Raw genomic sequence first — 12,951 nt, 5'->3', positions numbered from 1 at the left:
CCCATTATCATATACTAATAAATATAGCCGTTTCTCACCGCGATTAACTTCTAACTTGAATTGATGCGAGTATTTCCCATCAGTTGCTGTAAGTTTTTTGGATGATAGAGAAGTGAAAAATGTTTTAACTTCTGGAAATGTCTTAGAGGCTATCCCATATTTATCCCTTATTTCTAAATTCACACCCCTTTTTTTACCATCCATGATTGGAGCCTTCGTGAACAAGGTTATACGTGTTTTGCCTAAATGTGTTTTAATTTCGTATTCCCCAAAATCAGCTTTAGCACAATTATCTTCTTTTTTATCAAGTAAATCTTCAAAAGTTTTACCTACTCCGGTTGGTCCAGAACGACTTGAAAGATTCCAATCTTTAGACTTTATTTGATGAAATTTATCTTCAAGTTCTTTTAATGTAAATTTATTCGTCATCGCTTTACCTTCTTAATCAATTTATATTCTTAGTATAGCAAAAATAAAAAAGGTGAAGGTTCTCTGTTTGAGAACTTATCCCCTTTTTTTGATAAAGTCAGCAAGTAATGGATTGTTTTCTAATAATAAATATGATTGCAGAGCTACAAAGTCTGGAATATTTTTTCTTAATTCTTCCAATGTAATTGGTTCTATTTCTTTAAAACCTATTATATCGACTCCAAACCTATAACTATCTGGATTATTTTCTATTTGAGCCAGCATGTTAGGATTATTTTTATAAATGACTTTTAATTCACTCAAAGTATGTTTTTCACCAAAGTAGATAATTCCTTTTATAGCTTTTACAGGTTTTGTTACATACATATATGCAAATCTATTCTCTTTAGGAAATACTCGCCGAAACTCAATATTTTTTTCTCCTCTCTTTATTCTATCATAAACACTTGGCCAAAAACTCATAACTGATGACATAATTCATCTCCTTATTCTCATTAAATTAATTATATCATTTTTTGAGGTAATATTTTTTCTAAAATTATTTATTGATTATTCTCATATTAATAGTAATTGTAATTCTGCTTTCTTTCTCGCCTCTCTTTCTGAAAACTTAGAGCTATCCCATACGTAGGCTAGGGCTTTACCTTTATTGTAAACAAGCCACACTCTAAAATGTTTTATTTTTCTGATTTCATTCCAACTACTTTGATCAAGTAGCTCCGGAAATTCTTGACTGGTTACAAAATTTACTTGCTTCATTTTCTTTTTAATTCTATACAGAAGAGATGGTTGATACTGATTAAACTCTGCAATCAAAGTTTCCTTTATTTGATGAAAATAGTTACAAAGAGATCCATTCTGACCTTCTACGTATTCTGCTACTACTTTCTTAATAGCTGACTCAGTACTCACTTGATAAACTCTCAATAAGTCGATTAGTCGGAAATATAGAGCTTGACTTGAAACTTCCAAATCCTCTTTAATCTTTTGAAATGAATGGCATGAATAATAAATCTTAGACAGGAGGACAATATCAGGCATGAGAATAATAGCAGAAAAAATGTTAGCTTCTCGCTCCACGATAGACTCTTGATTGTCAGTTGATTCGGTGAAATATGATCCGTCATGCCTTAAAATAAAATGTCCAAGTTCATGACATAATGTAAAGTGACGCTTAGTTAGAGGATTATCTTTCTCATAGGAAAAGCTCGTGCCTAGCTCATCAATAACAGTCAATCCTTCAATCTTATGGTTTGAAAAGTGATGACTGATTACTTGGATATTATTTTTATTAATACAATGATCAAAATAATAGTGAAAGTGGTAGTGCAGTATTGAAATTTCTTCCTCTTTCATAAAAGAGTACAGGGCTTGTTTTGTGATTTCACTTACTTTTGAATACAATTTATCCAACAAATACTTACAACACTAATCAAAGATGAAATCCATCACTTTAAAGAGGATATTGGATCAGAAAGTCCATTCTTGAATAAAAAGCAGACTTGCAATTATTTAGGAATATCTAATAATACCTTAGATGTTTGGATCGCAATGGGGCTACCCTATATTCGAATTGGAAAGTCTATTCGTTTCAACAAGGAAAGTATAAATCAATGGATGACACGGTTAGAAATCAGCGCATAAGGAGATAAAAATGGGTATTTCTAAAACAAAAAATGGATCATATAGACTTAGGGTGTATATACCTGATGAAGTCCAGGGAAAACTTGGTTTAGGAAGGCGATATGAGAAACGGTTTAAAACCCGTAGAGAAGCTAAAGAAGCTGAAGTAAAGTTGACTGTTGATATTGAGAATGCTCGATTGGGTAGAGTACCTTTTAATTCAAAGAATAAAGGTAATATTTTATTCAAAGACTTTTATAAAGATATTTGGCTCGAACCATACAAAGCAGGTCAAACTACTACTACACTAAAACCTCCTACTAAAGCAACCGTATTTCAAACAGAAAATATATTTAGGCTTCATATCATTCCAATTTTAGGTAATTACTCAATAGAACATTTGATTAATAATAAACAACTTGTACTATCACTACTTACTCCAAAGGCAAATAGTTATGCTAATTTCAAGGTAATTAGGAGCTATGTAAATTCTGTTTTCGATTGGGCTGAGGAGCTTGAATATATTCCATCAAATAAACTCCGAAAAACAATTAGTAGAATTAAAGCAAATAAAAAAATTCTCCTTAAAGAGAGTAAACGTGAAGAAGATCTTTCTCTCGATAAAGAGGAGCTAAAATTATGGTTACAAGCTTTTGACACTGATTTAAAGGAAGGAATCATTGACCTAAAAGACTACACTCTCTTTTATACTACCTTCTTCATATCTGACCGAAAATCAGAAAGTTATGCTTTGCAATGGAAACACATCAACTTTTCAACCGAAGAAATACTTATAGAGCAAGCTTTAGACCGTTTTGGTAATGTAAAATCAACTAAAGGAAACAAAAAAACTCTTTTTAAAGCACCAACTGAATTAATGGAACTTCTAGCAAATTGGAAAGTTAAACAACAAGAAGAACTCAAACTTTTCGGACTGAGACAAACACAAAAACAATTTGTTTTTACATATATCGACACCCAAGGAAACATCAACAAGCCTTTACACGCTGACTATCTAAACAATAAAATGAAAAGCATTAGAAAGCGACATAAAGAGCTGGCACATGCTACACCTCATAAGCTGCGACATACAGGAGCAACACTTGCTAAACAAGCAGGAATGAGCTTAGAAGCTATTTCTGAAGCACTAACGCACAGCGATACAGGTACAACTCAGATTTATGTCAATACTTCTAATGTAGTTCCTATGGCAGTTGGTGAATTTGCTTTAAAGTCTCTAAAACAATAAGGTGAAAATAAGGTAAACTTTGAGGTGAACTTTTTCAAAAAACATAAAAAAAGCACCCATGAGGTAAACTCTTGAGTGCTTGTAAACGTTGATATAATCGTGTTGATTAACGTTTTGAGAATTGTGATGCTTTACGAGCTTTCTTAAGACCTGGTTTCTTACGTTCAACTTTACGTGAGTCACGTGTAAGAAGTCCTGCGCGTTTCAATGAATCGCGGAAGTCTGGGTCTACTTGAAGAAGGGCACGAGCGATACCGTGACGGATAGCTCCTGCTTGACCAGCGTATCCACCACCAACAACGTTAACGAAAACGTCGTATGAACCTACAGTTGAAGTAACTGCGAATGGTTGGTTGATAACAAGACGAAGGTCAGCGTGTGGGATGTACTCTTCAACATCTTTTTTGTTAACAGTGATTTTACCAGTTCCTGGAACAAGGCGAACGCGTGCAACAGCGTTTTTACGACGTCCAGTACCTGCATATTGTGCTTGTGACATACTTTATTGTTCCTTTCCTTAGATAAGTCCTGAAATGTCAAGAACTTCTGGTTGTTGTGCAGCGTGAGTGTGCTCAGCTCCAACGAATACTTTCAATTTCATACCTTGAGCGCGGCCAAGAGTATTGTGTGGAAGCATACCTTTAACTGATTTCTCGATCAAACGTACTGCATTTTTAGAACGAAGTTCACCAGCAGAGATTTGTTTCAATCCACCTGGGTGGTTTGAGTGAGTGTAGTAGATCTTATCAGTTGCTTTTTTACCAGTCAATTTAACTTTTTCAGCATTGATAACGATTACGAAGTCACCTGTATCAGTGTGTGGTGTGAATGTTGGTTTGTTTTTTCCGCGAAGTACGCTAGCAACAACTGCTGAAAGGCGTCCAAGAGGTACATCAGTTGCGTCAACAACGTACCATTTGCGTTCTACTTGGCCTGGTTTAGCCATGAATGTAGTTTTGTTCATGATTTCTCCTATATGAATATCGTTTTTGTTTACAGGGCGGATGTTCCGGTCCGCGGGGTATTTGAAAGGTTCCGGGGCCTTACAAATGGGGTAAACAATACCGTCTACTATCATACCAAATTTTACTACTAAAAGTCAATAGATATGAAAAATATTTTTACTGATTTCGCTGTTTAACATCTAGAAAAACCTCGCTTTTGCGAGGCTCTCCTATTTGTAAGCTAAGGCACGTTTAAAGGTTTTCCAGATTCCCAAATCATCCGTTTGAAGGACTAGACTAGCATACATGCGTCCGATAAAGGCTGTTGCAGTGACTGCAAAAGCAACCGTTATGGCTAGAGAAATCCAAGCTTCCAGACCACTTGCATACCCATTTATAGCTCTAAATGGCATAAAGAAGGTCGAGATGAAAGGAATATAGGAACCAATTTTCAGAACTAAATTGTCCCCAGCAGCACCTAGAGAGGTCACACCGACAAATCCTGCTATAATCAAGATCATCAATGGCGACAAGGCCTTTCCTGAATCCTCAGGGCGAGAAACCATGGATCCTAGGAAGGCTGCCAAAACAACGTACATAAAGAGACTAACCAAGACAAACAATAAGGTATTGAGCGAGAAGGCCTCTCCCAAGTGGTTTAAAATACCAGATTGTGCCAAGATAGGGATATCTTTAAAGAGCAGAATGGCAGCCAGTCCACCCACGACGTAAATCCCAATATGGGTCAAAATCACAAGAAGCAGAGCCAGCATGCGAGCGTAGAAATAATGACTAGCTCGGATACTAGAGAAGACCACCTCCATGATTTTGGTTCCTTTCTCGCTAGCCACTTCTTGAGCAGTGACGCTAGCATAAGTAATCAAAATCATATAAAGGAAGAAACCGAGCCCTGCGGCCGCAATGGTTTGAACAATTTTTTTATTTTCCTTAGATTCATCAATCTTCTCAGTGAAGTCAACGGTTTGGCTCAAGCGTTTTTCCTGTTCTTGAGACAAATTGGCTGCCGAACGATTGAGTTGGTATTGCAGTTCGTTTAGCTTATTGGTTACAGCTAGCTTGATGCCACTTTCAAGAGAGGTTTCACCATGATAGACAACCTTGATGACGCTGTCCTCTTGGTCGACGGTTAGGTAACCCTTGATTTTCTCATCCTTGATAGCAGCCTGGGCACTGGCTTCATCCTTATAATCAAAGTTGATACCATTGGTCCCCTTGAGTTCTTCTGCCACAGATGGCACTGTTGTTACTACTGCTATCTTGCTGTTCTTGGCCATAGAAGATCCTTGGAGGTAGCCAATTCCTACAGATAAGGCTAAAAAGAGGAACGGCGAAATCACCATAAAGAAGAAACTCCACGATTTGACATGTCGAAGATAGGTTTCCTTCATTACAACCCACATATTTCTCATACTTCCACCCCTGATTCTAGTTTAAAGATTTCATCGATTGTTGGAGCTTGTTGGTCAAAGGTCGCGATGTATTGACCTTGAGTGAGGATTGGGAAGAGTTCCCTTCCAGCGTTCTCATCATCTAGGATTAATTTCCAACTACCTTGCTTGGTCAAGCTCACCTGTTTGACATGAGGAAGGTTTTCCAGTTCTTCCTTGCTTCGTTCACTTGAAACAAAGAGACGTGTTTTCCCGTATTGATTGCGAACCTCTTGGACTGGTCCATGTAAGACCACACGCCCATCACGAATCATCAGAATATCATCGCAAAGTTCCTCGACGTTGGTCATAACATGGTCAGAAAAGATAATGATTGCACCGCGCTCTTTCTCTTTCAAGATGACCTGCTTGAGCAACTCAGTATTGACTGGATCCAGACCACTAAAAGGTTCATCCAAGATAATCAAGTCTGGCTCATGGATCAGAGTGATAATGAGCTGAATTTTCTGCTGATTCCCTTTGGAGAGGCTCTTGATTTTATCAGTCAGCTTTCCTTTCACTTCCAGTTTCTCCATCCATTGAGGGAGTTTTTCCTTGACCTCCTTAGCATCCATGCCCTTTAGAGTCGCCAAGTAGCGAACTTGCTCAAGGACTGTCAATTTAGGCATAAGGCTGCGTTCCTCAGGCAGATAGCCAATCCGAGCGTAGGTCTCCTGACGAATCTCCTGCCCATCCAGAATGATCTCTCCTTGATACTCTAAAAATTTCAACATACTGTGGAAAATCGTTGTTTTCCCAGCACCATTTTTCCCGACCAGTCCCAAAATCCGTCCTGGACTTGCCTGAAAATCGACACCAAACAAGACTTGCTTGGAACCGAAACTTTTCTCTAGATTTCTTACTTCTAGCATTTTCCACCTCCGAAATATGTTGCACTTATTATACTCCTTTTTGATAGCCTTTACAAGGATTTATGTACATTTTTATCTTGTTTATCCTTCCTTAAAAACTAAACTCTCCAAGGTCTTTAAGCACCCATGTGATAGAGCAATTATAACCCAATAAAGTATAGCTGAGATCTTTTACTCCCCAATTGTTCATTTTTGATCCTGAACTGTCTTCTTGAAACTAAAAATCCACCCCGAAGGATGGATTGATGACTTAACGCACTTCTGCATGGACTTTTTCTTCGAGAGAAGTTTGGATTTTTTCCATATAGCGTGCGACTTCTTCGTCTGTCAAGCTATCTTCTGGATTTTGGAAGGTTAGGCTATAGGCCATTGACTTCATGCCAAGTCCTAGTTTTTCACCTGAGAAGACGTCAAAGAGTTTGATATCTGTCAAACGTTTCACGCCTGCAGCTTGGATAGCATCTACAACTTCTTGGTGAGTGACTTCTGCCTTGAGGAGTAGAGCCACGTCACGACTAACTGCCGGGAATTTGGTAATTTCCACAAATGGAGTAGCTGGTTGAAGGGCAACTTCGATGGCTGAAAGGTTGAGCTCCGCTACATACGTTTCTGGAATATCATAAGCCTTCGCAGTGACTGGATGCACTTGGCCAAGGAAACCAAGAACTTGGTCACCGAGTGAAATCACAGCTGTACGGCCTGGGTGAAGACTAGCAATTTCATCTGTTGCTGTATAAGTCACTTCAAGCCCCAAGCGAGCAAAAAGCGCTTCAAGGATTCCCTTAGCATAGAAGAAATCAACTGGAACTGCTGCTGTTTGGAAATCTTTTTCAGCCACCAAGCCTGTCAAGGCAAAGGCAAAGCTGTTGATTTCATTTGGAAGTTCTTCTTTTGGATTACCTATTTGTTCAAAGACTTTTCCAATCTCGTAAAGGGCCAAGTTTTTATTCTTACGAGCCACATTATAAGCCACCGTATCAAGGATACCTGAAATCATATTTTGACGGAGAACTGAACGGTCCACAGTCATTGGCCACATGAGTTCTGTAAGGTTACTTGGTTGAGCTGTGAACTCAACTGCTTTTTCAGGAGTTGTTAGAGCGTAGGTAATGATTTCTGTCAAACCTGCCCCTTCAGCAATCGTACGAACTTGACGGCGAAGTTTTTGTGTCGCAGTCAATTCACCAGCTGTACCATCGTCTTTTGGAAGACTAGTTGGCAAGCGGTCATATCCATAGATACGAGCGATTTCTTCAAAGAGGTCAGCTTCGATGGTGATATCCCAACGACGACGTGGTACGCTGACTGTAAATGATTCTGCATTGCCAGAAAGGCCAAAGCCAAGACGACGGAAGACATCTTCGACATCAGTGTATGAAAGCTCCGTACCAAGGACACGGTTAACATCAGCAAGAGTCGAAGAAACTTCTACATCAGAAGTGTCAAGCTCACCCGCTGAAACGATGCCCTTACGCACCGTCGCACCTGCAAGATCAACAATCATGCTAGCTGCCGCATCAAGGGCTTCATTGACTGTTGCGACATTGATACCTTTTTCAAAACGAGAAGATGACTCAGAACGAAGGTTGAGGCGACCGCTAGTCTTGCGAATCGATTTGCCATTGAAAACAGCCGCTTCAAGGACAACACGACTAGATTTTTCAGAGATTTCTGTAGCCTGCCCGCCCATGACACCTGCAAGAGCTACTGGCTTGTCTGCGACAGTGATGACTATGTCATTTGTTTCCAAGTCACGTTCTTCACCGTCCAAGGTCACCAATTTTTCACCAGCACGCGCTTCACGCACACGGATGTCAGTCCCTTCAAAGGTATCCAAGTCAAAGGCATGCATTGGTTGACCAAAGTAGAGCAGGATGTAGTTGGTTACATCTACGACATTGTTAATCGGACGGATGCCTTCGTTCATAAGGAGGTTTTGCAACCATTGTGGACTTGGTGCGATGGTCACATTGTCCAAGATACGAACCGCATAATAAGGTGCCTTGTCTGTCTCAATGCTTACAGAAAGGGCATCTGCTGCAGTTTCATTGGTTTCTGTTAAGGTAAATTCTTTGAAGTTGACTGCCTTGTCATAGATAGCTGCTACTTCGTGCGCTACTCCACGCATAGATAGAGCGTCTGCACGGTTTGGTGTGATAGAAAGTTCGATGATTTCATCATCCAAGTCTAGGTATGAGAAGACTTCCTCACCTGGAACGGCATTTTCTGGCAAGATTTGAATTCCGTCTGCGAATTCCTTTGGTACAACAGAGTCAGAAATTCCCAATTCACCAAGGGAACAGATCATTCCAAGTGACTCCAAGCCACGGATTTTCCCTTTTTTAATCTTGTAATTGTCAGCAATACGAGCTCCTGGAAGAGCCACCATGACCTTGATGCCTGCACGCACATTTGGTGCTCCACAGACGATTTGACGAGCCTCTTCTTCGCCCATATTAACCTGACAAACATGAAGGTGCGTTTCTGTCACATCTTCGCAAGACAAGACCTCACCGACGACAATTTTTGAGAGACCGGCAGCTGGTGATTCGACACCCTCTACCTCAATCCCTGTAGTTGACATTTTTTCAGCCAACTCTTGTGATGGCACATCAATGTCCACCAATTCTTTTAACCATTTATAAGATACAAGCATAATTTAGTTCTCCAGAATGACAGTTGCCACTCTAGTTCTTTTCCTTTCCTATCATTTCAATAGAAGAATCCTCTTCTTACCTTAATTTCTTTTTCAGTAACCAATCTGTATCTACTTTTTGACCAACCATAAAACTATGTTGGCTAAATTTTTCAAAACCATATCGGTTATAAAACGCTTGAGCTTTTGTATTATGCTCCCAAACACCTAACCAAGCCCAGGAAAAACTATTTTTGGTAGCAAGTTCAAGAGCGAATTCAAACAGTTGCTTACCTAGTCCAAATCCTTGGAATTTTTGTAGCACATAGAGGCGTTGAATTTCAAAAGCGTTCTCTAATTCTCTCTCAGTTTGAGCATTTCCCCAGTTGACTTTGAGAAAACCAGCTATCTCCTCTTCATGCATAATGAAATAGGTTTCGGAATCTGGATTTTCCAACTCAGTTGACAAAACTCTCAGACTATAAGTCTCTTCAAAGTATTCCTGTAACTGCTCTTCCGTATTATCATGAGCAAATGTTTCACGAAAGGTTTGTTTGGCAATTTTGGGCAACACCCCAATATCTGCCTTTTCTACTTTTCTAATCATTATTTAAACTGTTCTGAGAAACGGACATCTCCTTGATAGAATCCACGGATATCGTTGATTCCATAGCGGAGCATAGCTACACGCTCTTGTCCAAGACCAAAGGCAAAGCCAGAGTATACAGTCGCATCAATACCACTCATTTCAAGAACACGTGGGTGAACCATACCGGCACCCATAATCTCGATCCAACCTGTTTTCTTACATACGTTACAGCCGTTTCCTCCACACTTGAAGCAAGAAACGTCCACTTCAACAGATGGCTCTGTGAATGGGAAATAAGATGGACGCAGACGGATTTGACGCTCTTCACCGAACATCTTTTGAACGATCAATTGAAGCGTTCCTTGAAGGTCTGCCATAGAGATATTTTTTCCAACAACCAAGCCTTCTATTTGATGGAATTGGTGACTGTGAGTCGCATCGTCCGTATCACGACGGAATACGCGCCCCGGTGAGATCATCTTCAAAGGACCTTTTGAAAAATCATGGGCATCCATAGCACGCGCCTGAACTGGAGACGTGTGGGTACGGAGTAAAATCTCTTCTGTGATGTAGAAAGTATCCTGCATATCACGAGCTGGGTGATCTTTTGGAAGGTTCATACGCTCGAAGTTATAGTAGTCTTGCTCCACTTCAAAACCATCCACGACTTGGTACCCCATCCCGATGAAAATATCTTCGATTTCTTCACTGGTTTGTGTCAAAACGTGACGGTGACCAGTCGCAACTGGGCGACCTGGAAGTGTCACATCGATGCTCTCACTTGCTAGTTGAGCTTCTACTTTCTTTTCTTCCAAGAGCTTAGCCGTTTCTTCAAAGGCTGCTGTCAAGATATCACGCGCTTCATTGACGTGTTTCCCGATGATTGGACGCATCTCAGCAGAGACATCTTTCATCCCTTTGAGGATTTCAGTAAGCGACCCTTTTTTACCAAGGACAGAGACACGCAAGTCCTGCATCTCTTTTTCATTTTCAGCAGTAATCTGCTTCAAGCTAGCCAGCGTTTCTTCGCGAAGCGCTTTTAATTGTTCTTCAATAGTTGACATAATTCCTCCATCAAGTCCCTCGTAGATAAAAAGAAAACCACATGCCAAAAACTCCACTCGGAGCGTTGACACGCGGTACCATCCGTTTTCATCTGACAAGTCAGACCTTCATTTCTAAATCCATGCGCAAGTGAATTCACCCAACTTTCATATAGAGAGCTTGCAGTCACGGCTCTCCTCCCTGATATACTTCCCCTGAGATACTAGTCTTGCGGATTCCTATTCAATTACTACTTAGTTTATCAGATTTTTAGTTAAAAAACAAGTTAGATTAGACTAATTTCAGTATAAAAAGGAACAAGACACAATGCATCACCTATTTGCAGGGTCTGTTTCATCTGCTTTCCTTTTCAATAAAAGAGTTGCTGCTTGATTAAAACCATCACACCAGTTATACCATTTTGCTTCATACTCATCTTGAGCTAGGATACGGTCTTTTAAATCAAAGACAGAGTAAATCTTTCTTTCCTCGCAAGCTTGCGCATAGAGATGATACAGTTCATCGCCACCATCTCTATCCCACTCAGCAGAAATCGTATTCCTACCTGCCAATAAAGCCTGATAAGCCCTGTGATGCCCATCTGTAATTAACAAGTAATCTCCGAACGCAAGAATACTGATTGGAGCAACATTGATTATTTCTGCCGACTGATAAAGTGTCTGGATGCCTTCTAGTTTCTTTTCTGATAAGTATAGTTGACTCGGATGAAGATCTTTTATGTTGACTTTCATTTCTTTCTCCTCGAGGGAATTTGATACTCACTTCTGCTTGCCTTTAAATCGCCATTGGAAGCGAAGCTTGTCATAGAGAGGAAATTCGATAAACAAGACTCCCAAACCTACACAGAAACTGGCAAGAACATCTGATGGGTAGTGAACTCCCAGATAGACCCGAGATAACAGTACACTGACGAGGTAGAAGCCAAGGACGATTTGCACAATTTTTCTCCAGACTGGATCTTTAATCCGCTGACTGAGAATGACAATCAAAGTCCCTACCATCAGCGTCACTGCCAGAGAATGCCCACTTGGAAAAGAAAATCCCTTCTCCTCGACTAGGTGCAAGATAGCTGGCCGTGGGCGCTGGTAAATGTTTTTAAAGGTCACGATTAAAAGACCAGCTAAGGCTAGATTGCCCGCCATGAAGTAGCTTTCTATCTTCCACTGCTTATGATAAAAGATAAAGGCTGCGATGGCAACCCAGGTGACAATCACTGGGATATCAATCAAATGCGTAAGGGCACGGAACAGAACTGTCAAATAATCTGGCAAGTCCCCACGAATGGCTGTCTGAATCGGTTGATCAAAACCGACCAGCGTTTCAGGATAGAACTTAACCATATAGCCAAGAAGGACGAAAAGTAAAAGGGCAAAACTGCCCTTCATTAAAAATGTTTGTTTATCTCTCATAATGTTTTAAGGTTGGTTTCAAGAGGACGTATAACAACCAGAATGAAACGGCAAAGATTACACCTTCAATCAGGTTAAAAGGTAGAACCATGGTCATCAAGTAGTTAGAAAGTCCCAAAATTTTTTCAATATCAAAGTTGGCAAACTGCGCGTACAAAGGGACCGCATAAACATAGTTGAGAACCAACATCGCAGAAGTCAACCCAATAGTTCCCGCTAGAGATGCTAGTAGGAAACGAAGAGTGCTGCGTTCCTTTTTCCAAATCAAACCAAAGGCGATAACAAAAACTCCCAAAGCTACGATATTCATTGGCAAACCAATGTAGGTGTTCACTCCTTGGCTATTCAGAAGCAACTTCAAGAGCGATCGAAGCAAAAGAATCCCTAGAGCAGCAGGCAAATCCATCACCACCAAGCCCACAAGGACTGGCAAGATACTAAACTCGATCTTGAGGAAAGTTGCCGCTGGCAAGAGCGGAAAGTCAAAGTACATCAGCACAAATGAAATGGCTGATAAAATCGCAATGGTCGAAAGTCGACGTGTGTTTGTCATAACAGGTTCCTCCAATTTTCTATAAAATCAGAAGAAGTTGGAAAGGATCCCTCTATCTATTCTCACTTTTTATATCCCAAAAGTTCCCTCTCACTCTTTTGAGCAAGCGGTTGCAACTTCTCTATAAACTCATCA

General features: G+C 40.2%; 15 protein-coding genes. 2 read left to right on the top strand and 13 right to left on the bottom strand.

The window, feature by feature from the left end:
* From D8852_RS02820 to D8852_RS02810, 3 genes are all read right to left on the bottom strand, one after another.
* The coding region (locus tag D8852_RS02820; RefSeq protein ID WP_260467087.1) for an MvaI/BcnI family restriction endonuclease at positions 1–429 on the bottom strand (429 nt) is incomplete at its 3' end.
* Between the two features lie 75 nt (positions 430–504).
* The gene (locus tag D8852_RS02815; protein ID WP_125426272.1) at positions 505–903 is read right to left on the bottom strand and encodes a hypothetical protein; all 399 of its coding nucleotides are present in this window, start codon (positions 901–903) and stop codon (positions 505–507) included.
* A gap of 81 nt (positions 904–984) precedes the next feature.
* Positions 985–1,842 (bottom strand): ImmA/IrrE family metallo-endopeptidase, encoded by an 858-nt coding sequence (locus tag D8852_RS02810; protein ID WP_125425142.1) that lies wholly within the window; start codon positions 1,840–1,842, stop codon positions 985–987.
* Here D8852_RS02810 and D8852_RS02805 point away from each other — a divergent pair.
* Together D8852_RS02805 and D8852_RS10010 are read left to right on the top strand one after the other, a co-directional pair.
* Positions 1,837–2,073 (top strand): helix-turn-helix domain-containing protein, encoded by a 237-nt coding sequence (locus tag D8852_RS02805; RefSeq protein ID WP_398574989.1) that lies wholly within the window; start codon positions 1,837–1,839, stop codon positions 2,071–2,073. The two genes, D8852_RS02810 and D8852_RS02805, sit on opposite strands and share 6 nt — an antisense overlap.
* 10 nt (positions 2,074–2,083) lie before the next feature.
* On the top strand, positions 2,084–3,301 hold the full coding sequence (locus tag D8852_RS10010; RefSeq protein WP_185755568.1) for a site-specific integrase: 1,218 nt from the start codon (positions 2,084–2,086) through the stop codon (positions 3,299–3,301).
* A gap of 106 nt (positions 3,302–3,407) precedes the next feature.
* Here D8852_RS10010 and rpsI read toward each other — a convergent pair whose 3' ends face one another.
* From rpsI to D8852_RS02745, 10 genes are all read right to left on the bottom strand, one after another.
* Complete coding sequence (rpsI, locus tag D8852_RS02790) at positions 3,408–3,800, bottom strand: 30S ribosomal protein S9 (RefSeq protein ID WP_000075969.1); 393 nt, start codon at positions 3,798–3,800, stop codon at positions 3,408–3,410.
* A gap of 18 nt (positions 3,801–3,818) precedes the next feature.
* Positions 3,819–4,265, bottom strand: coding sequence for a 50S ribosomal protein L13 (gene rplM / locus D8852_RS02785; protein WP_001044624.1), 447 nt, complete (start codon positions 4,263–4,265; stop codon positions 3,819–3,821).
* A 210-nt stretch (positions 4,266–4,475) separates the two neighbouring features.
* Positions 4,476–5,675, bottom strand: coding sequence for an ABC transporter permease (locus tag D8852_RS02780; RefSeq protein WP_125425140.1), 1,200 nt, complete (start codon positions 5,673–5,675; stop codon positions 4,476–4,478).
* Entirely contained in the window at positions 5,672–6,565 is an 894-nt protein-coding gene (locus D8852_RS02775; RefSeq protein ID WP_125425139.1) for an ABC transporter ATP-binding protein, read from the bottom strand. Before D8852_RS02775 ends, D8852_RS02780 begins: the two co-directional genes overlap by 4 nt.
* A gap of 250 nt (positions 6,566–6,815) precedes the next feature.
* A complete protein-coding gene (gene pheT, locus D8852_RS02770) occupies positions 6,816–9,221 on the bottom strand; it encodes a phenylalanine--tRNA ligase subunit beta (RefSeq protein WP_125425138.1) in 2,406 nt (801 codons plus the stop codon).
* Between the two features lie 76 nt (positions 9,222–9,297).
* Positions 9,298–9,807, bottom strand: coding sequence for a GNAT family N-acetyltransferase (locus D8852_RS02765; protein WP_125425137.1), 510 nt, complete (start codon positions 9,805–9,807; stop codon positions 9,298–9,300).
* Positions 9,807–10,853: a phenylalanine--tRNA ligase subunit alpha gene (pheS, locus tag D8852_RS02760; RefSeq protein ID WP_125425136.1), complete on the bottom strand. Its 1,047-nt coding sequence runs from the start codon at positions 10,851–10,853 to the stop codon at positions 9,807–9,809. Before pheS ends, D8852_RS02765 begins: the two co-directional genes overlap by 1 nt.
* 312 nt (positions 10,854–11,165) lie before the next feature.
* The gene (locus D8852_RS02755) at positions 11,166–11,585 is read right to left on the bottom strand and encodes a hypothetical protein (RefSeq protein WP_061418123.1); all 420 of its coding nucleotides are present in this window, start codon (positions 11,583–11,585) and stop codon (positions 11,166–11,168) included.
* Between the two features lie 27 nt (positions 11,586–11,612).
* The gene (locus D8852_RS02750; RefSeq protein WP_125425135.1) at positions 11,613–12,263 is read right to left on the bottom strand and encodes a phosphatase PAP2 family protein; all 651 of its coding nucleotides are present in this window, start codon (positions 12,261–12,263) and stop codon (positions 11,613–11,615) included.
* Positions 12,253–12,816 (bottom strand): ECF transporter S component, encoded by a 564-nt coding sequence (locus D8852_RS02745; RefSeq protein WP_125425134.1) that lies wholly within the window; start codon positions 12,814–12,816, stop codon positions 12,253–12,255. The genes D8852_RS02750 and D8852_RS02745 overlap by 11 nt, the downstream gene beginning before the upstream one ends.
* Positions 12,817–12,951 lie beyond the last annotated feature (135 nt).

The organism is Streptococcus mitis (genome assembly GCF_003942695.1).
Classification (GTDB): Bacteria; Bacillota; Bacilli; order Lactobacillales; family Streptococcaceae; genus Streptococcus; species Streptococcus mitis_BD.
Note: the sequence above shows the minus strand (reverse complement) of the source record. Positions and strands in the feature narration are given on the sequence as shown.

Excerpts from the sequence above, each read along its gene's own strand:
- D8852_RS02755 (WP_061418123.1), bottom strand. The coding sequence starts at position 11,585 with ATGAAAGTCAACATAAAAGATCTTCATCCGAGTCAACTATACTTATCA.
- D8852_RS02745 (WP_125425134.1), bottom strand. The coding sequence starts at position 12,816 with ATGACAAACACACGTCGACTTTCGACCATTGCGATTTTATCAGCCATT.
- rpsI (WP_000075969.1), bottom strand. The coding sequence starts at position 3,800 with ATGTCACAAGCACAATATGCAGGTACTGGACGTCGTAAAAACGCTGTT.
- pheS (WP_125425136.1), bottom strand. The coding sequence starts at position 10,853 with ATGTCAACTATTGAAGAACAATTAAAAGCGCTTCGCGAAGAAACGCTG.
- pheT (WP_125425138.1), bottom strand. The coding sequence starts at position 9,221 with ATGCTTGTATCTTATAAATGGTTAAAAGAATTGGTGGACATTGATGTG.
- rplM (WP_001044624.1), bottom strand. The coding sequence starts at position 4,265 with ATGAACAAAACTACATTCATGGCTAAACCAGGCCAAGTAGAACGCAAA.
- D8852_RS02775 (WP_125425139.1), bottom strand. The coding sequence starts at position 6,565 with ATGCTAGAAGTAAGAAATCTAGAGAAAAGTTTCGGTTCCAAGCAAGTC.
- D8852_RS10010 (WP_185755568.1), top strand. The coding sequence starts at position 2,084 with ATGGGTATTTCTAAAACAAAAAATGGATCATATAGACTTAGGGTGTAT.
- D8852_RS02780 (WP_125425140.1), bottom strand. The coding sequence starts at position 5,675 with ATGAGAAATATGTGGGTTGTAATGAAGGAAACCTATCTTCGACATGTC.
- D8852_RS02815 (WP_125426272.1), bottom strand. The coding sequence starts at position 903 with ATGTCATCAGTTATGAGTTTTTGGCCAAGTGTTTATGATAGAATAAAG.
- D8852_RS02765 (WP_125425137.1), bottom strand. The coding sequence starts at position 9,807 with ATGATTAGAAAAGTAGAAAAGGCAGATATTGGGGTGTTGCCCAAAATT.
- D8852_RS02750 (WP_125425135.1), bottom strand. The coding sequence starts at position 12,263 with ATGAGAGATAAACAAACATTTTTAATGAAGGGCAGTTTTGCCCTTTTA.